Source organism: Actinosynnema sp. NPDC091369 (assembly GCF_044757065.1).
In the GTDB taxonomy this organism is placed as follows: domain Bacteria; phylum Actinomycetota; class Actinomycetes; order Mycobacteriales; family Pseudonocardiaceae; genus Actinosynnema.
On sequence record NZ_JBIVUG010000001.1, the window covers coordinates 864,255 to 888,597 of the forward strand.

Here is a 24,343-nt window from a genome sequence, read left to right on the forward strand (position 1 = left end):
GTGTGCAAGTAGCCGACTGATTCGCGCAATTTCTCGACAACCTCTTGTGATGCAGCGCACAGCCCGCCTAGGGTCACGTCGCCCTGCCGTCGCGAGAGAAACGAGATCCCGATGCCGCGGATGTCTGCCAGGTTCGGCTTGGTCGTGGCGGTGGTGGCGGCCGGGCTCGCGACGCCCGCCGCCCAGGCCGCGCCCGCGCCCGTCGTCACCAGGGCCGCGCTCGACCCGGCGCTCGTCGCGGGCCGGGGCGCGGACGTCGCGTTCGTCGAGCAGGAAGCCGAGAACGCGGCCACGACCGGCACGGTCATCGGACCGGACCGCACGGCGTACACGCTGCCGTCCGAGGCTTCCGGTCGGAAGGCGGTCCGGCTCGCGCCCGGCGAGCACGTCGAGTTCACCCTGCCCGCCGCCGCCAACGCGATCACCGTCCGCTACAGCATCCCGGACGCGCCGACCGGCGGCGGCATCACCGCGCCCCTGGACGTGACGGTGAACGGCGGCCACCGCCGGACGATGACGCTCACCTCGCAGTACTCGTGGCTCTACAACCAGTACCCCTTCACCAACGACCCGAACGCCGACCTGCTGCACCCGGACTGGTGGATCACCGAGTGCGCGTGCGTGCCGTCCCGGACCACGCCCGCTCCGGTCGTCCACAAGCCGTTCCGCCCCAGCCACTTCTACGACGAGCAGCGCCTGAAGCTCGGCCGGACCCACCGCGCCGGCGACCGCGTCCGCCTCACCGCGCCCGCCGGCACGAACGCCGAGTGGACCGTGATCGACCTGCTGGACACCGAGCTGGTGGCCGCGCCGCACGTCAACCCGGTCGCGGCCAACGTGCTGCTGTTCGGCGCGGACCCGACCGGCCGGCGCGACTCGGCCGACGCCCTCGACCGCGCCATCGCGTTCGCCCGGCGCCACCGGCTCCCGGTGTACCTGCCGCCCGGCACGTTCCAGGTCAACCGGCACGTCGTCGTGGACGACGTGACCATCGAGGGCGCGGGCAACTGGCACACCGTGGTCAAGGGCCGGGAGGTCGCCCTCCCGACCCCCGCGCCGGACGGCTCCGTCCACACCGGAGTCGGCTTCTACGGCAAACCCGCGGCCGAGGGCGGCAGCCACGACGTCCACCTGCGCGGGTTCGCCATCGAGGGCGACGTGCGCGAGCGGATCGACACCGACCAGGTCAACGGGATCGGCGGGGCCCTCAGCGACTCCACCATCCGCGGCCTGCACATCCGCCACACCAAGGTCGGCCTGTGGTTCGACGGTCCGATGTCGAACGTGTCGATCACCGACACGACCGTGGTCGACCAGGTCGCCGACGCGCTGAACTTCCACACCGGCGTCACGGATTCGGTGGTGCGCAACAACTTCATCCGCAACACCGGTGACGACGGCCTGGCCATGTGGTCGGAGCACCGGCAGAACGCCCGCAACCGGTTCGAGCGCAACACCGTGCAGTCGCCCGTGCTGGCCAACGGGATCGCGTTGTACGGCGGCACGGACAACGCCGTGGTCGGCAACCTGGTCGCCGACCCCGTGCGCGAGGGCAGCGGCATCCAGCTCGGCTCGCGGTTCGGCGCGCAACCGTTCACCGGGCAGGTCCTGATCACCGACAACACCACCGCGCGGGCCGGGACGTTCGAGCCGAACTGGAGGATCGGGCTGGGCGCGATCTGGTTCTACGCCCTGGAGCGGGACCTCGACGCGGACGTGCGGGTGGTCGGCAACCACTTCCTGGACAACACCTACAACGCGATCATGTTCGTGAGCGAGTGGTCGGTGAAGGACCTGCACTCGATCACCAACGTGCACTTCCGGGACGTCCGGGTGGACGGGACGGGCACGTCGGTGGTGAGCGCGCGTGCGGCCGGGTCGGCGTCGTTCGAGAACGTCGACGCCCGCAACGTCGGCGCGGTGCCGGTGAACAACTGCGGGTCGTTCCACTTCCCGGCCACCGGCTCGGAGTTCGCGCTGACCGACCGGGGTGGCAACGACGGCTGGCTCGCGCCGTGGCTGCTGCCGAACACGATCACCTGCGACGACCGGCCGGCGGTCGTGCCGCCGCCCGCGCCGTCGCGGTGGTGACTAGGGCGTGACGACGGCGTGGCCGCGCACCCGGCCGCGCCGCACGTCCTCGATCGCGGTCGCGGCCTCGTCCAGCGGGTAGGTGCGGTCCAGCACGGGCGTGACCGCACCTGCTTCGACGAGGTCGCGGAGCAGCACCAGGTCGTCCAGCCGGTCCTTGTGCACGAGCGGCCTAGCCTTGATGCCCAGGAACGGCGCGGCCACCAGCGCCCGGAACCACCGGTCGGTGCCCATGAACCACCGCCCGCCCGTGCCGCCGACGAGCGCGACCGTGCCGCCCGGCTTCAGCAGGCGCTTGAGCGTGCGCAGGGACGGGTTGCCGAACAGGTCGACCACCACGTCGAACCCGGTCGCGGTCACCGGCCCGGCGGCGTGGTCGAGCACGTGGTCCGCGCCGAGGTCCGCGACCATCCCCGCCTTCGCCGCCCCGCACACCGCGGTCACCTCGGCCCCGTAGTGCTTGGCCAGCTGCACGGCGTACGTGCCGACGCAGCCCGACGCGCCCAGCACCAGCACCTTCTGCCCCGCCCGGACCCGCCCCGCGTCCCGGACCGCCTGCAACGCCGTGAACCCGGCGATCGGCACGGCCGCCGCCTGCTCCGGCGTGAGGTTCGCGGGCTTGACCGTCACCTGGCCCTCGGGCACGGCGACGTACTCGCAGAACGCGCCGGAACACCACCCGAACACCTCGTCGCCCACCCGGATCGCGGTCACACCGGCGCCGACCGCCTCCACCGTGCCGGCGAGTTCCAGGCCGGGCACCTTGTTGCGCGGTCGCCGCACCCCCACCACCGGCCGTGCCGCGTAGGGCAGGCCGCGCAGGATGTGCCAGTCGGAGCCGGAGACCGCGGCCGCGCGGACGCGCACCAGCACCTCGCCGTCGCCGACTTCCGGCTTGTCGATGTCGTCGAGCCGCAGCACTTCTTCGGGGACGCCGTACGCGTCCTGGGTCATCGCTCTCATGAGTCGTCCTCCGGGTACTGGAACACGTCGCCGAGCGGGACCTCGAACACCCGGGCGATCTGGAAGGCCATCTCCAGCGAGGGCGAGTAGCGGCCCTGCTCGATGGCGATGACGGTCTGGCGCGTGACGTCGAGTCGGCGGGCCAGCTCGGCCTGCGTCATCTCGCCGTGCGCGAAGCGGAGCGCGCGGATCGAGTTGGTGATCCTGGTCGGCTTGCCCACTCAGAACCCCCGCCGGTACGCGACGAGCTTGACCGCCGCCCCGAACACGGACCACGCCACGAGCACGGCGTAGATCGCGTTGGCGATCCAGAAGTGCGGCGCCTCCGCCATCGCGAGCCCGAGCGGCAGCACCATGCCGACGCCGAGCACCACGCTGGCCACGTGCTCACCGAACCGGTGGATGTCGCGGTCCCGGGCATCGGCCCGGTGGCTCTCGCTGGGCTTCGCGATCCCCACCGCGATGCGCCCGACGATGGCCAGGCCGATGGAGATCCCGATCGCCCACAGCAGGGGCGCCACGTACTCCGCCTCGACCACCGGTCCGTCACCGGCACGGCCGAGTACGACCACGACGTACCCGACGTAGGTCAGCGCGCTGACCACCAGGTACACCAAGGTGCCCTTCTCCTCGTACGACATCGCCCACCCTCCGATGTAAAGAAAACTTGACATCGTCAGTGTCAGCCCTGCTTAACCTGATGTCAAGCATCTTTGACATCAGCGGCTTTCATCGGGCTTCGGCGAACCCGTCCGGGATCGGCGCGAGCAGCTTGCCCAGGTTCTCCGGCGTCGGCGGCAGCCACTCCAGGTCGGCGGGCCCCACGCCGTCGTCCTGCAGGTGCTCCTGCCGCACGGGGAGCCACGTCCCGGTGTCGACCCAGAGGCCCACCGGCGGGTCGGCCGGCAGCCCCAGGTCGCCCTCCAGGTGAACGGTGGGCCGACCGTCGACCGGCTCACCCTCGCCCACGACGCGCAACCGTCCGTCGGCGAGCGCGCGCTTGATCCGCGCGGGGGTCAGCACGTCCGTGTCCACCACCGCCTCTCCCGGGGCGTAGTAGCCCGCGGTGCGCCGCCAGGTCCGGTTGACGTGGTCGACCGAGGTGGTGGTGCCGTCGCGCTCGATGCCGGTGTCCATGACGGGCTCGCCGGCCACCGAGATCGACGACCGGAACGCCGTGCCGTCGCCGAGGCTGTAGTTCTCGTAGACGGCGGGTCTGCCGGGCCTGCCGTACTTGCCGGACTCCTCGATGGCGACCCGCCGCACGACCCAGCCGTCCACGGCGTCGAGCGCGGTGGTCACCTCCCGCGCCACCAGCGCGATGTCCACGTGCGGCGCCGGGACCGCGGACGAGACCTGGCCGACGTCGTGCGGACCGGCCTCCGGCCGCACGGCCACGATCCCGACCACCAGCGCCAGCACGACCGGCACCGCCGCGAACCCCGCGCGGCGCACGGCGACCCGCCGGGTGTAGCGCTTGGCGAGGGAGGGCAGCAGGTCGGGCGGCACCTCTTCCACACCCGACCGCAGGGCCGTGCGCAGGTCACGCACGAAGGGGTCGTCGAGCCTGTCCTCAGTGGACATCGTTGGCCTCCTGGAAAGTCTCGGAGCCGAGCGCCTGCCGCAACAGCGAGAGCGCCCGGTGGGTCTGGGACTTCACCGTCCCCTCGGTCGTGCCCATGGTCTGCGCGGTCTCGGCGACGGACAGGTCGGCGAAGAACCGCAGCACCACGACCTCGCGTTGCCGCTGAGGCAACGCCGCCAACGCCTGCTGCAAGACCTGCTGGTCCACCACGCGTCGGGCGTGGTCACCCGGATCGGGCGGCGCCGTCACGTCGACCAGCGGCTGCTCCGCCACCCGCCGCTTCGCCCGCCGCCACCGGTCCCGGGCGAGGTTGACCACCACCTGCCGCACGTACGCCTCGGGGTGGTCGAGCACGCGGTGCCACCGCAGCGCCGTCCGCAGCAGGGCGGTCTGCACCAGGTCCTCGGCGTGGCCGCGATCGTGGACCAGCAGCGACGCCAGGCGCAGCAATCCGGGCGACTGCGCGCGCACGAACTGCTCGAAGCGGGCATCAGGCAGCCCGCCGCTACTCCGTCTGAAGAACACAACCAGGGGGAACGTCTCCCAGCCCTACCGGGTTGTCAGACCACCCGACTTTTCCACCGCCCGCCGAACGTTCGCATGCCTCATGTTCCCGAGTGGGCGTGGGCGGAATAGATCAGGGGCCCTGCGGATAATCCGCAGGGCCCCGATCGGTGCGCGCTCGGCAGGATTCGAACCTGCAACCTTCTGATCCGTAGTCAGATGCTCTATCCGTTGAGCTACGAGCGCATCGTTCTTCAGTTGTCACCCGGCCGAGGCCGGGTGTTGCGGAGGCTCCGGGATTTGAACCCGGGATGGGCGGTAAACCCAAACCGCATTAGCAGTGCGGCGCCATAGACCAGACTAGGCGAAGCCTCCCGGAGCCCTCGGCTACGACGCATAGATTACACATGCCCCCGCCGCTCTAGCAAAACGCCCCCCTCTTAACCGCATCCGCGCTGGTCAGAGGGTGCAGAGGGGGGCGTTGGAGGGGCCTCAGGGGGTGCTGACGTGAGGTAGGTCTCGTGCCAGGTCGAGGAATGGGTCCAGGGCTGCCGGGTTGCGCAGGGCGTCCAGGCTGACCGCGCGCTCCGGTGGGGTGCCGGCCAGGATCTTCTTCACCGGCACCTCGCACTTCTTGCCGTTGAGGGTCCTCGGGATCTCGGCCACGGCGACGAACCGGTTCGGGACGTGGCGCGGGGACAGGTTGGTGCGCAGTTCGGACTTCAGCTTCGGTTCGAGGTCGGGGAGGGCCACGTCCTCGTCCAGGACCAGGAAGCACAGCAGTTCGCCGTCGGTCCGGCCGGCGCCCGAGGTGTCGATCACCAGGGAGTCGACGACACCCGGCATGCCCTCGACGACCCGGTAGAACTCGCTCGTGCCCATGCGGACGCCGCCGCGGTTCAGGGTGGAGTCGCTGCGACCGTAGATGACGGCCGAGCCTCGGTCGGTGATGCGGATCCAGTCGCCGTGCCGCCAGACGCCTTCGAACGTGGAGAAGTAGGCGTCCCTCAGCTTCGAGCCGTCCTCGTCGCCCCAGAAGAACACCGGCATCGACGGCATCGGCTTGGTGATGACCAGCTCGCCCACTTCCTCGACGACGGGCTCGCCCGCCTCCGAGTACGACTCCACGGCGGCACCCAGCGCCCGGCACGACAGCTCGCCCAGCCAGACCGGCAGGTCGGGCGCGGCGGCCACGAAGGCGGTGCACAGGTCGGTGCCGCCGGAGACCGAGGCGATCTGGAGGTCCGGGCCGACGGCCGACGCGATCCAGCGGAAGCCCTCCGGCGTCAGGGGTGCGCCGGTGGAGCCGACCACGCGCAGACCCGTCAGGTCGTGGCGCTCGGCCGGGTGCAGGTCTTCCTTCAGGCAGGACTGGATGTACGGGGCGGACGTGCCGAAGTACGTCACGCGGTGCTGCTCGGCCAGGTGCCACAGCACGTTCAGGTCGGGGTGCGCGGGGCTGCCGTCGAACAGCACGATCGTCGAGCCGACCAGCAGGCCGGAGACGAGGAAGTTCCACATCATCCAGCCGGTGGTGGTGAACCAGAAGAACCGGTCGCCCGGACCGAGGTCGCTGTGCAGCGCCAGCATCTTCAGGTGCTCCAGCACGATCCCGCCGTGCCCCTGGACGATGCCCTTGGGCAGCCCGGTCGTGCCCGACGAGTACAGCACCCACAGCGGGTGGTCGAACGGCACCGGCTCGAACACCAGGGGCGCGTCGGCGTGCGCGGAGAGCAGGGAGTCCCACGTCACGGCACCGGGCAGCGGCGTGCCGCCCACGTAGTCGACCACCACGGTGGCGCGCAGGGACGGGATCTCCGACCTCAGCTTCTCCACCGTCGGCCGCACGTCGAACGCCCGCCCGTTGTACCGGTACCCGTCGACGGCCACCAGCACGGTCGGCGAGATCTGGGTGAACCGGTCCGCGATGGCCCGCGCGCCGAAGTCCGGCGAGCACGACGACCAGGTCGCGCCGAGCGAGGCCGCCGCCAGGAACGCGATCAGCGCCTCCGGCGAGTTCGGCACCAGCGCCACCACGCGGTCACCCCGCCGCACGCCCAGCGACTCGAACCCGGCGCGCACGGCGGCCACCCGGCGGCGCAGCTCGCCGTAGGTGAGTTGGGACGACAGCCCGTCCTCGCGGTGGAACACGACCGCCAGGGCGTCGTCCGGGCCCCTGAGGGCGTGCTCGGCGTAGTTGAGCGTGGCGCCGGGGAACCAGGACGCGCCGGGCATCACGGGCGCCTCCAGCACGCGCGTGGGCGCGCTGTGGAACACCACCTCGAAGAACTCGGCGATCGCGCCCCAGAACCCCTCCAGGTCGGAGGTGGACCACTGCCACAGCGACTCGTAGTCGGGCAGGTCCAGGCCCTTGGTGGAGGCCAGCCAGGAGCGGAACGCGGCCATCCTGCTGTCCTGGACCCGGTCGGGGTCAGGGCGCCAGAGGACTTCCGCCTCGCCGGCGGCGGTGCCGGCACGCATCTCGGTCATACCTGAAGTTCCTAGCCGATGCGACGGCCCGGAACCACAGTTGGCATCCACACACCGGATCAGTTCCGGCCGGCGCTCGCCACCAGTCCCTCGACCGCGGAGATCAGCCGCGGGGCGTCCGCGGGCGCGACGACGAGCCACCCGTCGTCCCGCCGCACGAGGTAGCGCCCCTCCTCGGTGTCCAGCCACGACACGACCGCGCCCGTGGGATGCAGGTAGCCCGCCCGGTTGCGGGCGATCACGCCGACCTGACCGCCACCGCTGCGCGTGGTCACGGCGCGCATCAGGGTGTTGGCCTCCGGCTCGCGCAGGCCGACGGACCGCAGCGCGTCGAGGAACCCCTCGCTGCCGTCGTCCTGCCCGGCCCGGCCCGCGGCCAGGTAGTCGTCCCAGCGCACGTTCACCGAACGGCCGCTGCCCGGCGGCGCGGGCGGCAGGGTGTTGACCGTGGTGGCGGCCAGCGCGGTCGGCCGGAACCCGGTCACCTGGACCTGGTTGCCGAGCCGGCCCGCGAACGCGCCGTGCCACGCGGCGGTGGCCAGGCCGCGCGCCTGGGCGCCGCGCACGGTGAAGAACACCTCCAGCCCGACCTCGAACTCGGCCAGGCCGCGCAGCAGCCCGTACAGCTCCTCGTCCGGCCTCCGCACGGTGCCGAAGCCCCGTGCGGCCAGGTCGCGGGACGCGGTCTCGATCAACGCGTCCCGCTCGCGCTGGGTGTGGCCGAAGTGCCTGGTCCCGAGCGGCACCGGGTGGGCGTCGCGGTGGACCGCCTGCCAGAGCAGGAAGAACTCGATCTCGCTGAGCCGGAAGACGCGGTCGGTCACAGGCCGATCACCGGTGGTGCGGCCTTGCGGTCGACGCCGAAGACGTTGTCGTCGTCCTCCAGGTACCCGGGGCGGTTGCGGTCCTTCTCGCCGCCGGTCGCGACGGGTGGCGGTGCGGCCATCGGTGCGGCGCCGATCATCCCGTGCTGCGGCGTCACCGACTTGGGCGCCTGGAACTGGCTGGTCACGCTGCCGGGGTTGGCGCCGCCGCGGTCGCCGCCGAGGGCGCCCGTGGTGCCGCCCGGACCGGCCAGCGGTCCGCCGCCACCGCCGCCGGACGCGCCGACGGGCGTGGGCATGACCCCGCGACCGGCGAAACCGCCGCGACCGCCGGTGAAGCCGCCGCGCCCGGACTGGGCGGGCGTGCTGCCGGGGCGCTGGTTCGCCGTGCCGCCGGGGTTGTTCACCACGACCTGGTTGCCGCCGCCCGCGCCGCCGCCGGTGTCCGGGGTGGGCGGGGTCGGCGTGACGACCACGGGCGGCGGAGGGGGCGGGGCGAGCGGGTTGGTCGGCGGGGCGAACGACGGCACGGTCCGGTCGACCTCGTAGGAGTTCAGCTGGAACATCGCCATGACCTCGGCGGCCTGGCGGTGCGTCGCGTCGGCGGTGGCGACCGAGTCCAGCGCGGGCGCGCCGACGGTCTCCAGGCCGGTGAACGCGCCCGGCGTGCGCGTGGGGCTGCTGACCAGGCTGTCCCGCAGCGTCGGGGACAGCGCCTGGTGGCCCTGGTCGTCGACGAGCTGGTTGCGGATCAGCGGCGAGCGCGGCACGGCGACCGGGGTCGGGGTGGCGACCGCACCCGACGACACGTCGGCGACCGGCGTGACGACCGGCGGCGCGGGCGCGGGCGGCGGCATCATCTCGCGCGCCGTCTGCACGTGCTCGATCTCGGTGGCGATGCACTTGGCCACGTTGTCGGCGTGCTCGCTGGTGTTCAGCGCCCACTTCTCCACCGACTCCAGGGCCTCGCGGGCGCGCTCGGCCGACTCGCCGGTCCAGGCTTGGCTGGACTGGCCGATCGCCTTGGCCAGGTACTCCTGCACCTCGCCGAGCGCCTTGCTGACGGCCGCCCAGTCGGCCTGGGCGCTGCTCGCGGCCTTCAGGTCGACGCCGGTGTTGATCATCTCCCACAGCTGCTGGTGGCTGTAGGTCATCCAGTCGACCTTCTGGCCGAGGTCGGTGGGCTTGTCGTGCCCCTGACCGCCGCCGTGACCGTTGCCGTGGTGGCCGCCACCGTAACCGCCGCCGTGACCGCCGCCGTGACCCTGACCACCGTGACCCTGGCCGCCACCGCCGTGACCGCCGTGCCCCTGGCCGTGACCGCCGCCGTGGCCCTGGCCACCGCCGTGGTTGCCGCCGTGCTTGTTGTCGCCCATCAGCCCTTGGCCTCCCCTGCGGCTCCGAAGGCGTCCGCAGCTTCGTCGTCGGCCCGTTCCAGGTTCCGCGCCGCGTCGCGGATGGTCTCCTCGACCTCGAAGAGCACCTGCATGAAGTCGCCGATCACGTTGACCGCCGACTCCTCGTTGCCCACGGCCACCTCGCGCAGCCGCCTGCTGATCGCGTCGCTCACCCAGTTGTTGCCGAACTTGAGCTCGACGTCGAGGTTGTTGACCGCGCGGCCGTGCACGGAGTCGACCAGGCTGCGCGCCTGGGAGATCAGCTTGAGCAGGTCGTCGACGCCCTGCTTGTCCAAGTCGAGCTGGACCGACTCCTTGTCCACCGCGCCCAGCGCGGTGGTGGCCTTGTCCAGGTCGGTCTGCGCGGCCTTCGCGAAGCTCTCCGGGGCGGGCTTGGACACCTCGGCCACGGCCGCGGCGGGCAGCGTCACGGTCGCGTCGGAGGGCGGTGGCGCGGCCGGTGGCGCCGCGGCGGGTGGTGGTGGCGCGACGGTGGGCGCGGCAACGGCCGGCGCGTCCGCCACGACCGCGGGCTGCGGCGCCGCGGACGGCGTGAAGCCAGGCGGGATCCGCACCGTCTGCGCTCCCACGAGTGGAACCGTGTTCCCGTCGCTCATCACTACCCCCTGCACTGCGATTCGCCGCGGGCTCACCGCGCGTTAGCCGACGACGATCGGAAATCAGGCGTTCCGGACGCCCTCCTTAGATGTACCGGGAAGCCCGTTCGGTTCCAAGCCGCCGACCAGAGGCTTAGCGAAGATGTGAGTCGAACCAGTTCAACGCCCGCTGCCAAGCCTCCGCGTTGACCTCCGGCGTGGTGTCGAACCGGTGGCCGGTGTGGGTGTACCGGACCACGTCGGTCGCCACGGGCGCCGCCGCCGCGGCGTCGCGCAACTTCTCCACGTCGTCGAACGGGATCTCGGCGTCGTCGTCGCCGTACAGGCCGAGCCACGGGCAGGTCAGCTCCTCCGCGACCTCCACCAGCGACGGCAGCCCCTCGGCCAGCGGTTCCAGGATCCCGCCGCCCCCGACGGTCACCGCGGCACCGACGGTTCGGCTTCCCGCAACCACCATCGCGACCGATCCGCCCAGGTCGAAGCCCATGACGCCCATCCGGTCATGGCTCACGCCGTGCTGGCCCAACCAGACGAACGCGACGTCGGTGTCGGCCAGCACGTCCTCACCGGACAGCCCGCTCACCATGGCGGGCGCCTCGTCACCGGACACCTCGTCGTACAGGTGCGGCGCCACCGCGAGCCACCCCTCGGCGGCCAGTCCGCTCACCAACCCGCGCACGGTGTCGGTCACGCCACGCGCCTCGTGCAGCACGACCAGGCCGCCGCGGACGGCGTTCTCCGGCTCGGCGACGGTCAGCCTCAGCTCGCGGCCGTCGGTGAGCGAGAGCGTCTCGGTGCGGGTAGCAGTCATGGGCCAACCCTTCCACGTGGGGGTGAACGGCAGTCAACGTGAGCATCCGTACGGCGGGTATGCCCCATCCGGGTCTATCACCGGATAACGTCCGGCCCAGAACCCCGAAGGGAGTCCTTGGATGACCGTGCGAACCCGCGCCGACCTCGTCGCGCTGCCCGGATATGTGCCCGGTAAGACGATCCCCGGCGCGATCAAGCTGGCCAGCAACGAGGTGTCGGCCGGACCGCTGCCCAGCGTGGTGCGGGCGATCGCGGACGCGGCCACCGCCGTGAACCGCTACCCCGACACCGCCGCCACCGACCTCGTGGCGCGACTGGCGGACAAGCTCGGCGTGCCGGCGGAGCAGGTGGCCGTGGGCTGCGGCTCGGTGACGCTGTGCCAGCAGCTCGTGCAGGCGACCTGCACCGAGGCCGACGAGGTGGTGTTCGCGTGGCGCTCGTTCGAGGCGTACCCGATCATCACCGCGGTCGTCGGCGCCGGGCAGCAGCGGGTGCCGCTGACACCGGGCCACGGTCTCGACCTCGACGCCATGGCGGGTGCGATCACGCCGAAGACGCGCCTGGTGTTCGTGTGCAACCCCAACAACCCGACCGGGACGGCGTTGCGCGCGGCGGACATCGAGCGGTTCATCGAGCGCGTGCCGTCGGACGTGCTCGTCGTGATCGACGAGGCGTACAAGGAGTTCGTGGACGACCCGGACGTGCCGGACGGCGTCGAGCTGGCGAAGCGGCAGTGGGCGGCCGGTCGGGACAACGTGGCCGTGCTGCGCACGTTCTCCAAGGCTTACGGGCTGGCCGGGCTGCGCGTCGGCTACGCGGTGGCCTCGCCCGCGGTGGCCGAGACGCTGCGCAAGGTCTACGTGCCGTTCAGCGTGAACGCGCTGGCGCAGGTCGCCGCGCTGGCGTCGCTGGACGCCGAGGACGAGCTGATGGCGCGGTGCCGGGCGATCGTGGCCGAACGGGCCCGGGTGCGCGGCGAGCTGCTGGCCGCCGGGTTCGAGGTGCCCGAGTCGCAGGCGAACTTCGTGTGGCTGCCGCTGGGCGAGCGGACCGCGGCGTTCAACGAGCACTGCCTGGCGCACAAGGTGGTCGTGCGGGCGTTCGCGGGCGACGGGGCGCGCGTCACGATCGGCGAGCCGGAGGAGAACGACGCGTTCCTGGCCGCCGCGAAGTCGTTCAGCGGGTGACGATCCTCAGCGGGTGAGCACCTTCAGCGGGTGAGGATCTGGGTGATGGCCACGACTCCCACCACGACGATCACCGCGCGCAGCGCGGCGGGTGGGAGTCGGCGGCCGACCTTCGCGCCGAGCTGGCCGCCGACGACCGAGCCGATCGCCAGCAGCAGCACGGCGAGCCACGCCACGTCGGCGATGAAGATGAACAGCACGCCCGCGACCAGGTTCACGAACGCGGTCAGCACGTTCTTCAGGGCGTTCATCCGCTGGATGTGCTCGTTCATCAGCACGCCCATCAGACCCATGACCAGCACGCCCTGGGCCGCGCCGAAGTAGCCGCCGTAGATGCCCGCGAAGAACACGCCGATCCACAGCGCGACCCCGCCGTGCTCGTGCCGCTCCCGCTCGGCGAGCTTGCGGTTGAGCCACGGCTGGGCGACCACCAGCACCAGCGCGATCGCGATCAGCACCGGCACGATCGCCGAGAACGCGTCCTCCGGCAGCACGACCAGCAGGATCGCGCCGACCACGGCGCCCAGCACCGAGGCGGGCAGCAGCCGCTTCACCCGGTCCGCCTGCCCGGTCAGCTCGCGCCGGTAGCCGAACGCGCCGCTGAGCGAGCCCGGCACCAGGCCCAGGCTGTTGGACACGTTGGCCACCACCGGCGGGTACCCGACGGCCATCAGCACCGGGAACGTCACCAGGGTGCCCGAACCCACCACCGTGTTGATCCCACCGGCGAACACACCGGCCAGGACGACGACGATCGCCTCCAGCGCCGTCACGGCCACTCCCCTGGTCTCGCAGTTGGTCAGCGACGCTAACACCGCGTGCGGCGGGACGCGGTGTGGCACTTGCGACACCGCGTCCCGCCGATCACGGGTTTACCCGGGGCCCGACCGCGATCACCCCGTGCGCCGGGGCGTCTCGTCGAGCCTGCGCAGGGTGTAGGCGTCCGACGTCCCCGTGCCGCTGACCAGCGCGCCGAGGTCGCCGTCGACCACGTAGCTGCCGCGCGGCGACCGGGCGATCGTGGTCGGCTCGTCGTCGCCCCACGGCGCGGTGCGGTGGGTGGTGCGGGCGGTGTTCCAGTCGTCGGACGAGCGCAGGACGCTGACCGCCGCCTCACCGGGCGCGCCCAGGGAGTTGGTGACCACGGCGAGCGTGCCGTCCGGGCGCAGGTCCACGCCGTCGCCGCCGACCAGCGGACGGTCCAGGGCCACCTCCGAGATCCGGCCGGAACGGGTGATCTTGAACAGCGCGCCCGTGTCGTAGCGGACGGCGAGCACGAAGCCCTTGGGGTGCCAGGCGATCCCGTTCAGGCCGATGGTGTCGCTGCCCAGCCGCGGGTCGCGGACCAGCACGTCGGCGCGGCCGTCGCGGTCGACCCGGTAGAGCGCGTCGGTGGCCGGGTCGGTGACGTAGGCGGTGCCCGCGTGGTCGACGGCGACGTCGTTGGCGCTGTGCCGGCCGGGGCCGATGGCGAGGTCCACCACGTGCAGCGGACGTCCGGTGGCGAGGTCGAAGACCCCCAGCCCGGAGGACTTGTAGGTGGTGTCCGGGCTGGACCGGTGGCCCAGGCCCATGTCGCCGTACGCGACGTAGACCCGGCCGCGGGCCACGTGCACGCCGAACACCGACACCATCCGCGGGTCGCTGATCAGGGTCTTCGTGGTGCCGTCGCGGACCACCTCGACCGTGCCGCGGCGCAGCGAGCCGAGCAGGAACGCGTGCCGCAGCGGGTCCCAGGCGATGCCCTCGGGGTGCAGCTCGGCGGATCGGCCGGTGATCACGTCCGGCGCGGGGGCGGCCGCGGCCGGGGTGGCGGTGAGGACCACCAGCGCGAGGACCATCAGGAAGCGCATGTTGCTCCGTCCACTTGTCGAAATACGTGTACGAAGTTAGATCAGAGCTCTGATAGCCGTCAACGCACTTTACGATCGGGGCATGGGAATGCCGTTCGAGGAGCGCCTGGGCGGCGACATCAAGCGGGTCGAGCACGAGCTGATGCTGGTCAAGCAGCAGGCCGTGCGGCCGGCCGGGCTGACCGTGGCCCAGTACGCCGCGTTGCTGGTGCTCAACGACCACCCCGGCGTGTCGGCCGCCGAGCTGGCCCGGCGCTGCCGCGTGACGCCGCAGACGATGACCACGATCCTGCGCAACCTGGAAGCCGCCGACCTGATCGCCCGCGTGCCGCACGAGGTGCACCGCAACGTGCTGGAGACGCGCCTGACCGAGGCCGGGCGCGCGGCGTTCGAGGTGGCCGACGAGCGGGCGTCCGCGGTGGAGCGGCGGCTCGCCGACGAGTTCAGCGCCGACGAGCGGGAGACGCTGCGGGCGCTGCTGGCGCGCTGCTCGAAGGCCCTGACCGGGCAGCCGTGAGGTGACCGCGGCGCGCGGTCCGGCTCAGCCCAGGTTGTTCGTGTCGAACGTGTTGCAGCGCGCCGGGTCACCCGTCTGGTAGCCGGTCGTGTACCACTTCTGCCGCTGCGCCGACGTGCCGTGGGTGAACTTGGTCGTGTCGACCTGGCCGCCGCCCAGCTCGCCCTGGATGAAGTCGTCGCCGATGCGGGACGCCGCGTCCAGCGCCGCGTTCACGTCGTCCTGCGTCACGCCGGTGATCAGCGGCTGGCCGGACGAGGTCGGCACGGTCTCCGCGTGGTTGGCCCAGGCGCCCGCGTAGCAGTCGGCCTGCAGCTCCAGCCGCACCGAACCCGACGTCGGCCCGGAGTCGTGGTTCACCCGGTCCGACGTGCCCAGCAGGTTCTGCACGTGGTGGCCGTACTCGTGGGCCAGGATGTACGCCTCGACGAACGGGCCGCCGGTCGCGCCGAACTTCTGCTGCATCTCCTGGAAGAAGCCCAGGTCGATGTAGACCTGCGCGTCCGCCGGGCAGTAGAACGGCCCCACCGCGGACGACGCGCTGCCGCAGCGGGTCGACACGCTGCCGGAGAAGAAGTTGGTCTGCGCGGGCTGGTAGGTCTTGCCCGAGCGGGCGAACTGGTCGGACCAGTAGCCCTGGATCGAGTTGATGAACGCCACCGCGCGGCAGTCCGACTCGCGGTTGGCGTCCGCGCCCGTCCGGCACTTCTCCTTGATGGCCTCCGACCCGACCTGCTGCCCCTGGCCGACGTCGTTGAACCCGGAGCCGGTCGGCAGCTGCGCGCCGCCGCCGAGCTGGGAGAGCACGAAGTAGAGGATCAGGCCGACGATGCCCAGCCCGCCGCCGCCCAGGGCGACCCGGCCACCCACCCCCCGCTGGTCACTGACCTGCGACGTGTCCAGCTCGGCGTTCTCGTTGAACTGCACCTCGACTCCTCCCGGTCTGTGCGCACCGAACCCGGACAGCACAAGCCCCGGGTGCGGGGCCCGACGTCGGGGCACCGCACCCGGGTTTTCCCATGTGGAAGTGACGAAACCTGCGTCACGAGGTCGGCGTGGACCACGGGCGGCGCCGACGGTGGAGACGGCGCCCTGACTCTACTCCCGGGTCAACATCGTCAAGCGCGGCGATGGCGCCGGTGGCGCCGTGCGCTCGAAACCTCGTCGGAACCGCTCGCGTTCGCGATCGGGCCGGTCTGGAGACCGCTCCGCCCGCGGGGTTGCGGTTCGAACGCGGATCGTCACCGCGAGGACTTACCTGCACCGCACCACCTACCCCTTCCGGGCGTGCCGCCGGCGGGTCGGCTCGGGTTCCGCCGGTGGCAGGTCCTGTCTCGAGCATGCGCCTTCTCGGCCCGGCGCACAACCCGAGCAGAGGCCCCTGAACTGGTGAAATGAGATTCATCCGGCTCGGTGGGGCGGTGCGGGCCCGCCGTGCACGCGCGGTGAGCGGACCCACGAGGAGCCCGCTCACCGCGCGTGACGTCACGGCGTCGTGGCGATGCGGCCGAGCGCCGGTGCGGCCGTGTTCGGGTGGGCGGCCAGGTAGGCGGTGAAGGCGTCCAGGTCGATGCCGCCGCCGGTGATCTCGGTGCCGCCGGTGAACACGCTGAAGCCGTCACCGCCGCCCTGGAGGAAGCTGTTGATCGTGACGCGGTAGTTCGCGTCCGGGTCCAACGGCGTTCCGTTCAGGACGATGTTCGACACCTTCGAGCCGATCGGCGCGGACGTCGACCACGAGTAGGTCAGGCCGGCCGACGGCTGCAGGATGATCTGCTTCGGCTGGTTGTTGACCACCTGCCACTGCTGCTCCAGCGCGGCCTTGATCTGCGAGCCCTTCAACGTCACCGTCTGCAGGATGTTGCCGAACGGCTGCACGGTGAACACCTCGCCGTAGGTCACCACGCCGTCGCCCTCGTTCGCGGACGAGGTGACGTAGTCCAAGTCGTCCCGGACGCCGCCCGGGTTCATCAGCGCCAGCACCGCGCCGTTGTCCGCGGTGGCGGCCAGCTGCGAGTCGGCGATCAGGTTGCCGAGCGGGGACTCGCCCGCCGCGTTCTGCGCCCGCAGGATGTCCTGCGCGATGGTGCCGACCGGGCGGTTCGCGATCGGGCCGGACTTCGACTTGGCCAGGTCGATGATGTCCTGGACCTCCCGGTCCGGGTCGACGGTCTTGGTCACGACGTGGTTGCGCGCGACCGTGGCCGAGCGGACGACCTCGCGGGTCCGCTTGTCGATCTTCAGGTCGACCACGGACAGCTCGCGGCCGAACGCCAGGCCCTCGATGAACGGTCGCGGGTTGCCCGCCGGGTCGGTGACCGTGCAGTTGTAGTGCTGGTGGCTGTGACCGGAGAACACGGCGTCGATCTTCGGGCTGACCTGCTCGGCGATCTTGCGGCCGGGGCCGCCCGCGACCGTGCGGCAGTCGTCCGGGCCGCCGCCCGCGGTGTTGTCGCCCTGGTGGATCAGCAGCACGATCGACTTCACGCCCAGCCAGTTGAGCAGGTCGGCGTACCGGTTCGCGGCGGCGATCTCGTCGCCGAACTCCAGCTCCTTGATGCCGTTCGGGTCGACCAGGATCGGCACGTCCTTCAGCGGCATGCCGATGAACCCGATCGGCACGCCGTCGCGGAACTCCACCCAGAACGGCGGCAGCGCCGGCCGGTCGTTCGCGGCGAGGGTGACGTTCGCGCCGAGGATCGGGAAGTCCGCGCCCCCGTAGGTCTCGCGGAACTGGCAGCCGTCGGTCGGGTGGCACCCGCCGCGCTGCATCCGCAGGAGCTCCTGGTAGCCCTCGTCGAACTCGTGGTTGCCCGCGGCCGTGGTGTCCATGCCGACCCGGTTGAGGACCTCGATCGTCGGCTCGTCGTGGAACAGCGCCGACACGATCGGCGACGCGCCGATCAGGTCGCCCTGGCCGACGATCACCGAGTTGCGCACCTCGGCCTGGAGGTTGCGGATGTGCGTGGCGTTGTACGCCGCGCCGCCCGCCTCCACCTGCGTGCCGTCGGACAGCGTGACGCGGCCCGAGGAACCCGTGGGCGGCTCGATGTTGCCGTGCAGGTCGTTGATGCCGATCAGGCGGACGTCGACGGTGCGCGCCGGGCGGTCGTCCCGGTCGGCCGCCGCCGGGTTCTGCGCGAGCGTGACCGCGAGCGCTGCCGCCGCGGTGACCGCGAGCGCGGCGGAGCGCTGCGCGGTGCGTCTGAACGAGGTCATGGGGTGGGTCCTCCCTGCGGCGCCCCGGTAGGAGGGCGCGGTACGGCGCAGGAGTTTGCCCGCCGGAGCTGACCGACACCAGACATGGCGGTGGATCGTCCGTTAACGGATATCCGCGGCTTAACCTGGTGGCGTGACTGAGCAGGAGCCGCGTTGGCTCGACGATGGGGAGATGCGCGCCTGGCGCAACTACGTGGTCGGGGCGTCGATGCTCGCCGACCGGCTGCACCGGGAGTTGCAGGACGGGCACGGGGTGTCGCTGGCCGACTACGAGGTGCTCGTGCGCCTGTCGGAGCAGCCGGGGCGGCGGATGCGGATGTCGCAGCTCGCCGACGAGGTGGCGTCCTCCAAGAGCCGGGTGTCGCACCAGGTGGCGCGGATGGAGCGGGAGGGGCTGCTGCGCCGCAAGGAGTGCCCGGAGGACGGTCGCGGCGTGTTCGCCGAGCTGACCGACGAGGGCATGGCCCTGCTGGAGACGTCCGCGCCGACCCACGTCGAGGGCGTGCGCGAGCACATGGTCGACCTGCTGTCGCGCGACGAGCAGGAGGTCGTGGCCAAGGTGTTCGAGCGGATCATCACGCACCTGCGCGACGTGGACGGGTGAGCGGCGCCCCGTGACGCGACAGCGCCCCCGCACCCGGTGGGGGTGCGGGGGCGCTGCGCGTGCGGTGCGGTAGCGGTGGGATTTGAACCCACGGAGGGGATCAACCCTCGCACGTTTTCAAGACGTGTCCCTTAGGCCGCTCGGGCACGCTACCCCTGCCTGGAGCCTAGCCGACGGGCGTCGTCCGCGAGGCACGCCGCCCCTCGTCGCGAACGAGCGCGCGGGGCCCCGGAACCCGGGACCCCGCACGTCCACCGCTGTGCCGGCACGTGGTGGCCGGCGCGTCATCCGATCAGGCGAAGACGCCGAACACGTCGATGACCAGGTGCGTGAAGCCCGCGTTGTTGTAGTAGTCCTGCGCGGGGTACGACACGCCGGAGCCCTCGTCGTAGTAGCTGCCGAGCCGGACCGTGGCCATGTTCGGCGCGGTCTGGCCGGGCGCCAGGTTCAGCGCCGAGGTGCCCGGACGGGCCTCGCCCGACGGGAACGGCGTGATGTAGGTGTTGTCGGTCGGCTCGGTGCCGGTCAGGTTCACCAGCAGGCTGTCGCCGGGGAACAGGCCGGCGTCGCCGAAGAACAGCGTCAGCGACGTGTACGGCGGGATCGCGCCCGACGCGCCCGGCTCACGGGTGTCGTACGCGCGGCCCGGGTCGGTCGGGAAGAAGTCCGCGCCGCCGACCTCGGTGGGCAGGTAGTAGCCCGTGATGTCGACGATCAGGTTCACGAAGCCCGCGTTGTTGTAGACGTTGACCTTGCGGTCGGAGCCCAGCGCGACGGTCACGCCGTTCGGCGTCGCGCCACCCGGCGTGACGTTCAGGCTCGACGCGTTCGGGCGGGTCGCGCCGGACGGCCACGCGGTCACGTAGGTGCCGGCGGTGGCGTCCACGCCGGTGATGTTCAGCGCCACCGCGGTCGCGCCCGCGGGCACGCCGAAGGAGCTGAAGTCGATCGAGCGGGTCTCGCCGGCGTAGAAGGCGCCGCCGGTGTTGCGCGAGTCGTACGCGCGGCTCGGGCCGGTCGCGAAGTAGCGGCCGGGGGTGGCGAAGCCGGTGCCGGGCGTCGGCGCGTCGTAGACGTAGTAGCCCGCGACGTCCGCGATCAGGTCGGTGCTGCCCGCGTTGTTGTAGAGGTTGACCGTGTGGTCGAGCGACACCCAGGTGGTGACCGAGTTGGCGCGCGTGTCACCGGGCACCAGGTTCAGCGTCGACACCTGGGGCCGCGCGATGGGGCCGCCCTCCCACACCGTCACGTAGGTGTTGGCGGTGGGCGACGTGCCGGTCACGTTGAGCACGACCGCGCTCACGTTCTCCGGGTAGCCGACCAGCGGGACCTCGATCTGGCCGCCGTGGCCCACGGGGCCCGCGACGCCGTTGCGCCCGAGGCCGGAGCGGGTGTCCAGGACCCGTCTCGGCGCGGTCGGGATGAAGCGGTGGCCGACCCACTCGGCCTCGGCCTCGGCGGCCTGGCTGGTGGGCCGGGCGCCCTTCGTGCCGTAGGGCCGGACGTTGCGGTGCGACTTGTCGAGCGACACATCGGTGCGGACGACCAGGTCACCGTCGGCGGACGCCGGCTCGGCGGTGGCCGGAGCCGCGGCCGTCGCCAGTGCCGCGGCCGTGGCGACCAGCAGCGCTGCGGAACGACGCATTGATCCTCTTTCCTGACAGCAGGAGTGAACAGATGGCGTCGGTCTACCAGCCAGTCCGTGACAGGAACACGCGGACGTTGGCGCGCACAGCGCGACCCCCCTGTGGGACGAGCCCCCGACTCGACCGAACGCGGCGGACACTACCCGAGGGGTACGACAACGGAAAGCGAAATGCAGTCGGTTTCTCAGTTCTCCGGCTTCGCCGAGATGTGCACGAACTCGTTGTAGGTGAACACCTTCCCGGCCGCGCGGGGGAACGGGAACGACATGCGCTCGCGCTCGACCAGCCCCAGCTGGGACGTCACGTCGGCGAGGCCGTCGAGGTCGGTGAACGCCACGTGCGTGGGGTCCGACGCGTACCCGCGCTCCTGCGGGCAGATGAGGACCAGCAGGCCGCCGGGCGCGAGGAAGTCGATGTAGCCGCGCAGGATCTCCACGGCCTCCGGTCGCGGCATGTGCTCGACCAGGTGCGCCGCCAGCATGCCGCCGAAGCGGCCGGGCTTGGCGTACTCGGTGTCGAAGAACTCGGCCGTGGTGAACGCCGTGAGGCCCATGTCCCGGCACGTCTGCACCGAGTGCGGGTTGTGGTCGACGCCGACGCCGTGGGGCTCCAGGTGCTTGAGGTTGCGACCGATGCCGCAGCCGACGTCGAGCACCTCGCGGTCGCCGAAGATGCGGCGCACGTTCCACCGGTACGGGGCCTGGACGTTCAGGACACGCTTCCAGGGCAGGTTCTGCAGGCGCGCGAGCCGGTCGGTGTAGTCCTGACCGTCAGTCTTGTCCACGGTCGTACGGTAGCCCACGGTGAGACGCGGACCACCCGACCCCTGTCCCGCCGGCGGGACAGGGGTCGGGTGGTGCCGGTCACGACGTGCGCCGCGTCACCAGCCGGGGAACCGCACGTTCGTCGGGTCCGGTCCGGGCACGAGGAAGAACGAGCGCTCGGCCTGGCAGTTGCGGCAGGTCCCGGCGAACAGGCCGCCGTTGTGCCCCTGGGCGAACTTCCACGAGCTCAGCAGCTGCACCTCGTACGGGCCGGAGGGCACGTTGTCGAAGCGCCCACGACCTTGGGCGTCGGTGCGCCCCTGGGCCACGACCCCTCGGGTGACGGCGTCCCGCAGGACGATCCGCGCACCGGCCACGACCTCGTCGGGCTCACCGATGCGATCGCCGTCCCGGTCGTGGTGGAAGGACATGCGGACGGTCACGGCCGGGCCGGGCACCTTGGCGAGGGCAGCGGCGCGCGGGCGGCCGTTGCTGAAGTCCTCCCGCGGGCCGAAGTCGCAGTCGTACGCGACGCCGCCGTACTCGGCCGTCTCCTCCGACACGCTGCCGCTGATGGTCCGCACGAGCGACTGGCCCGCGGGCACCGTCACGCCCTCGGCGTCCCAGGCCAGGTCGCCCATGACGACGTCACGCAGCTCGGGCCCCTCACCACCGCTCCGGTCGCAGGCCGCGCTGATGGCGGTCAGGTCGGTGGCGCCGGTGTTGGTCAGCGTCACCTCGATCTCGGCCCGGTCGCCGACCCGGTACTCGGTCCGGGTGAACCGCATGGCCGCCGACAGCACGTCGGTCAACGGGCGCCTGCCGCGCAGCAGCACGTTCGCGGCCGAGCCGGCGCCGTCCACCGCCACCTGCGAGTACGAGGGCTCCACCACCCAGCCGTCCGGCGCGTCGGGGATGGAGAGGCTGTAGACCCGCACGGGCAGGTCCGCGAACCGGAACCGGCCTCCGGCATCGGTCCTGGCCTCCAGGCGCAGCCAGGGGGAGCCGGTCATGGAGACCTCCACCTGGACGCCCGCGAGCCCTTCGCCCGCGCCGGGCGTCCCGTCGCCGTCGCGGTCGCCGTAGACGAGACCGGCCACCACGTCCGAGGCGGAGCCGGGGTCGCGCAGCGTGATCGGCACGCTCACCGCAGCGGACCCGACGCCGGACTGCTGGAGGTAGAACCGGACCACGGGCGCGCCGCTCCACTGGGAGAACACGCCGCGGACGGTGAGGGCCCGTTCCTGCCCGGCGGCCAGGGTCGCGCCGGGGCCGGGCCAGGGCGCCAGGTCACCCCACTCGGAGAACTGCGTGAAGAAGCTGGACCCGGACGTGGAGTAGGCGCTCGCCGTGACGCCGGTGGCGTCGGTGTCGCCGGTGTTGGTGATCTTCACGTCGACCGGTACCTGCTCGCCGACCAGGAACGGGCCGGCGCCGACGGTGGCCGAGATGGCCAGGGCCGCGGCGGTCGGCTGAGAGCCGGGCTCGTCGGCGCGCGCCGGGGCGGACAGGGTCGCGGTGACCACGAGGGCCGCGATGAGAACGAGGGATCTTCGCCCGAGCGCGCGCTTCGAGGTGATCAAGACATGCCCCCCTTGGATGGATTCCGTTGGCGCGAAACTAACCCGACCCGATCACACCCGGGTCACAGAGTCCATTGTGGAGGGCAAAGGCGACGTGGAGCGGGCCGGCCTCCCAGGAGGGAGACCGGCCCGTGTTGCCTGGTCGAACGCGCTCTACGCCACGTCGGCGTGCGAGTGGTGGTGCGACTCGACGTGCATCGAACGCATCGAAGCCGCCCGCGCCGAAGCGCGCTCGGACCGCGCCGGCACGCCGTTCACGCTCTCCGTGCTGATCGCGTACGACGCCGTCACCCACGCCAGCGCGTCGGCGTTGCGGTCCAGGGCGACGCGGTCGACGTTGCCCAGGTTGTCACCGGAGCCGTGGTAGTTGGGGTCGTACGCGGCGCCCGCCGTGCCGCCCCACTTCGCCGCCTGCGCCTCGGTCTTGATGCCCTCGGCGCCGGTGAACAGGCCACCGGCCGGGATGCCCTGGATGATGAACTCGCCGTAGTCCGAGCGGCCGGTGAAGTCGGTGCCCTCGGTCTGCACGCCCTTCTCCACCGTCAGGTACTCGACGAAAGCCTGCTCGATCTGGCCCGAGCCGTACGGGCCGGCGCCCGCGCCGACCGCGTCGGAGTCGTCGCCGTCGTAGACGAAGTACGCCGCGTTGGGCGAGCCGATCATGTCGAAGTTCAGGTACAGCGCGATGTCGAGCTGCTGCTCGAACGTCAGCGACTGCACGTACTTCGTCGACCCGACCAGGCCGAGCTCCTCGGCGCCCCACCAGCCGAACCGCACCGCGTTGTTGACCTTCGGCGAGCCGCCCAGCTTCAGCGCGGTCTCCAGCAGGCCGGCCGAGCCGGTGCCGTTGTCGTTGATGCCCGCGCCGTTCTCGACGCTGTCGAGGTGCGCGCCCGCCATCACGACGTTGTCCTTGCGGCCGGTCCTGGTCTCCGCGATCACGTTGCGCGAGACGCGGTCCTCCTCGTGGTAGCGCAGGTCCACGGTGACGGGCTGGCCGCCGAGCTGGGCCAGCGCGGTGCCGTCGGCCTGGGTGACGCCACCGGTCGGCACGACGCCCGGCGCGCCGAGCGTGACACCGGACAGGGTGCCCTCGCGGTTGTTGGAGATGATCACCGCGATGGCGCCCGCGGCGGCCGCGTTGCGATGCTTGACGTCGAACGTGCAGGAGCCGCGGCGGATCAGCGCGATGCCGCCGGTGAAGTCCTGCCCGGCGAAGTCGGACGCCTCGCAGCCGGGGGTCTCGTCCTCGGGCACGACGCGCAGCGGGCCGGTGACGCCGCCGACCGGCGTCTGCGGCGAGAACTCCAGCGGGATGTTCTCGTAGGTGGTCGTGCCGACCTTGGCGATCGCCGCGTCGGTGATCTGCACGGGGTAGGTGAACTCCGGCGTGGTCACGTCGAAGCCCGCGCCGCGCAGCTTGCCCGCCACGTACTCCACGCTGGCGTCGTAGCCGGGCGTGCCCGCGGCGCGGTTGCCGTCGTTGCGGTCGGCGATGCGCTGGAGGGCGATCAGGTGGCGGTTCACCCCGTCCGCGGAGACGTTCTTGGTGAGGGTCTTGGCCAGCTTCGGGCCGTCGAGCGTCGAGGCCGACGCGACGTTGACGGCCGGAACGGCGACCAGTGCGAGGGATGCGGACGCCGCGAGGATCGCCGCGCGTCGGATCCCGGTTCTACCTGACATGAT

At 71.8% G+C, this 24,343-nt stretch carries 22 protein-coding genes and 3 tRNA genes; 4 read left to right on the forward strand and 21 right to left on the reverse strand.

Annotation, left to right across the window (positions count from 1 at the left end; all coding sequences use genetic code 11):
* Window positions 1-111 precede the first annotated feature (111 nt).
* On the forward strand, window positions 112-2,091 hold the full coding sequence (locus ACIQMJ_RS04250; protein ID WP_499759540.1) for a glycosyl hydrolase family 28-related protein: 1,980 nt from the start codon (window positions 112-114) through the stop codon (window positions 2,089-2,091).
* Here ACIQMJ_RS04250 and ACIQMJ_RS04255 read toward each other — a convergent pair whose 3' ends face one another.
* The 12 genes from ACIQMJ_RS04255 to ACIQMJ_RS04310 form a co-directional block, all read right to left on the reverse strand.
* Complete coding sequence (locus tag ACIQMJ_RS04255) at window positions 2,092-3,054, reverse strand: NAD(P)-dependent alcohol dehydrogenase (RefSeq protein WP_499759541.1); 963 nt, start codon at window positions 3,052-3,054, stop codon at window positions 2,092-2,094.
* Window positions 3,051-3,275 carry a helix-turn-helix transcriptional regulator gene (locus ACIQMJ_RS04260; protein WP_499630529.1) on the reverse strand — a complete coding sequence of 75 codons (225 nt, stop codon included), beginning with the start codon at window positions 3,273-3,275 and terminating at the stop codon, window positions 3,051-3,053. The genes ACIQMJ_RS04255 and ACIQMJ_RS04260 overlap by 4 nt, the downstream gene beginning before the upstream one ends.
* A complete protein-coding gene (locus tag ACIQMJ_RS04265) occupies window positions 3,276-3,695 on the reverse strand; it encodes a hypothetical protein (RefSeq protein WP_499759542.1) in 420 nt (139 codons plus the stop codon). It lies immediately after the preceding gene.
* Between the two features lie 88 nt (window positions 3,696-3,783).
* Window positions 3,784-4,638 (reverse strand): hypothetical protein, encoded by an 855-nt coding sequence (locus tag ACIQMJ_RS04270; RefSeq protein ID WP_499759543.1) that lies wholly within the window; start codon window positions 4,636-4,638, stop codon window positions 3,784-3,786.
* Window positions 4,628-5,164: a SigE family RNA polymerase sigma factor gene (locus ACIQMJ_RS04275; protein WP_499759544.1), complete on the reverse strand. Its 537-nt coding sequence runs from the start codon at window positions 5,162-5,164 to the stop codon at window positions 4,628-4,630. The genes ACIQMJ_RS04270 and ACIQMJ_RS04275 overlap by 11 nt, the downstream gene beginning before the upstream one ends.
* A gap of 152 nt (window positions 5,165-5,316) precedes the next feature.
* Window positions 5,317-5,389: transfer RNA gene (locus tag ACIQMJ_RS04280), tRNA-Arg, on the reverse strand.
* Window positions 5,390-5,428: 39 nt separating this feature from the next.
* Window positions 5,429-5,518: transfer RNA gene (locus ACIQMJ_RS04285), tRNA-Ser, on the reverse strand.
* 117 nt (window positions 5,519-5,635) lie between these two features.
* Entirely contained in the window at window positions 5,636-7,633 is a 1,998-nt protein-coding gene (locus ACIQMJ_RS04290) for an acetoacetate--CoA ligase (RefSeq protein ID WP_499759545.1), read from the reverse strand.
* Between the two features lie 59 nt (window positions 7,634-7,692).
* Entirely contained in the window at window positions 7,693-8,457 is a 765-nt protein-coding gene (locus ACIQMJ_RS04295) for an ESX secretion-associated protein EspG (RefSeq protein ID WP_499759546.1), read from the reverse strand.
* The gene (locus tag ACIQMJ_RS04300; protein WP_499759547.1) at window positions 8,454-9,833 is read right to left on the reverse strand and encodes a PPE domain-containing protein; all 1,380 of its coding nucleotides are present in this window, start codon (window positions 9,831-9,833) and stop codon (window positions 8,454-8,456) included. Before ACIQMJ_RS04300 ends, ACIQMJ_RS04295 begins: the two co-directional genes overlap by 4 nt.
* Window positions 9,833-10,444 carry a hypothetical protein gene (locus tag ACIQMJ_RS04305; RefSeq protein WP_499759548.1) on the reverse strand — a complete coding sequence of 204 codons (612 nt, stop codon included), beginning with the start codon at window positions 10,442-10,444 and terminating at the stop codon, window positions 9,833-9,835. The genes ACIQMJ_RS04300 and ACIQMJ_RS04305 overlap by 1 nt, the downstream gene beginning before the upstream one ends.
* 160 nt (window positions 10,445-10,604) lie before the next feature.
* Window positions 10,605-11,282, reverse strand: coding sequence for a dienelactone hydrolase family protein (locus tag ACIQMJ_RS04310; protein WP_499759549.1), 678 nt, complete (start codon window positions 11,280-11,282; stop codon window positions 10,605-10,607).
* Between the two features lie 121 nt (window positions 11,283-11,403).
* Here ACIQMJ_RS04310 and hisC point away from each other — a divergent pair, with 121 nt between their 5' ends.
* On the forward strand, window positions 11,404-12,471 hold the full coding sequence (gene hisC, locus ACIQMJ_RS04315) for a histidinol-phosphate transaminase (RefSeq protein WP_499759550.1): 1,068 nt from the start codon (window positions 11,404-11,406) through the stop codon (window positions 12,469-12,471).
* A 23-nt stretch (window positions 12,472-12,494) separates the two neighbouring features.
* Here hisC and ACIQMJ_RS04320 read toward each other — a convergent pair whose 3' ends face one another.
* A complete protein-coding gene (locus ACIQMJ_RS04320; protein ID WP_499759551.1) occupies window positions 12,495-13,244 on the reverse strand; it encodes a sulfite exporter TauE/SafE family protein in 750 nt (249 codons plus the stop codon).
* Between the two features lie 120 nt (window positions 13,245-13,364).
* Window positions 13,365-14,324, reverse strand: coding sequence for a hypothetical protein (locus tag ACIQMJ_RS04325; RefSeq protein WP_499759552.1), 960 nt, complete (start codon window positions 14,322-14,324; stop codon window positions 13,365-13,367).
* A gap of 82 nt (window positions 14,325-14,406) precedes the next feature.
* Between ACIQMJ_RS04325 and ACIQMJ_RS04330 the strand changes: the two genes are divergently transcribed.
* Complete coding sequence (locus tag ACIQMJ_RS04330; protein WP_499759553.1) at window positions 14,407-14,841, forward strand: MarR family winged helix-turn-helix transcriptional regulator; 435 nt, start codon at window positions 14,407-14,409, stop codon at window positions 14,839-14,841.
* 24 nt (window positions 14,842-14,865) lie between these two features.
* Here ACIQMJ_RS04330 and ypfJ read toward each other — a convergent pair whose 3' ends face one another.
* Entirely contained in the window at window positions 14,866-15,768 is a 903-nt protein-coding gene (gene ypfJ, locus ACIQMJ_RS04335) for a KPN_02809 family neutral zinc metallopeptidase (protein WP_499759554.1), read from the reverse strand.
* Between the two features lie 558 nt (window positions 15,769-16,326).
* Window positions 16,327-18,060 carry a bifunctional metallophosphatase/5'-nucleotidase gene (locus tag ACIQMJ_RS04340; protein WP_499759555.1) on the reverse strand — a complete coding sequence of 578 codons (1,734 nt, stop codon included), beginning with the start codon at window positions 18,058-18,060 and terminating at the stop codon, window positions 16,327-16,329.
* A gap of 172 nt (window positions 18,061-18,232) precedes the next feature.
* Between ACIQMJ_RS04340 and ACIQMJ_RS04345 the strand changes: the two genes are divergently transcribed.
* Window positions 18,233-18,664 carry a MarR family winged helix-turn-helix transcriptional regulator gene (locus ACIQMJ_RS04345; RefSeq protein ID WP_499760242.1) on the forward strand — a complete coding sequence of 144 codons (432 nt, stop codon included), beginning with the start codon at window positions 18,233-18,235 and terminating at the stop codon, window positions 18,662-18,664.
* Window positions 18,665-18,731: 67 nt separating this feature from the next.
* On the opposite strand, the gene ACIQMJ_RS04350 is transcribed toward ACIQMJ_RS04345, so the two are convergent.
* From ACIQMJ_RS04350 to ACIQMJ_RS04370, 5 genes are all read right to left on the reverse strand, one after another.
* Window positions 18,732-18,818: transfer RNA gene (locus ACIQMJ_RS04350), tRNA-Ser, on the reverse strand.
* 138 nt (window positions 18,819-18,956) lie between these two features.
* A complete protein-coding gene (locus ACIQMJ_RS04355; RefSeq protein WP_499759556.1) occupies window positions 18,957-20,309 on the reverse strand; it encodes a hypothetical protein in 1,353 nt (450 codons plus the stop codon).
* 185 nt (window positions 20,310-20,494) lie between these two features.
* On the reverse strand, window positions 20,495-21,094 hold the full coding sequence (locus tag ACIQMJ_RS04360) for a class I SAM-dependent methyltransferase (protein ID WP_499759557.1): 600 nt from the start codon (window positions 21,092-21,094) through the stop codon (window positions 20,495-20,497).
* Between the two features lie 96 nt (window positions 21,095-21,190).
* Window positions 21,191-22,600: a hypothetical protein gene (locus ACIQMJ_RS04365; protein WP_499759558.1), complete on the reverse strand. Its 1,410-nt coding sequence runs from the start codon at window positions 22,598-22,600 to the stop codon at window positions 21,191-21,193.
* A 210-nt stretch (window positions 22,601-22,810) separates the two neighbouring features.
* Complete coding sequence (locus tag ACIQMJ_RS04370) at window positions 22,811-24,340, reverse strand: M28 family metallopeptidase (RefSeq protein ID WP_499759559.1); 1,530 nt, start codon at window positions 24,338-24,340, stop codon at window positions 22,811-22,813.
* Window positions 24,341-24,343: the final 3 nt, after the last annotated feature.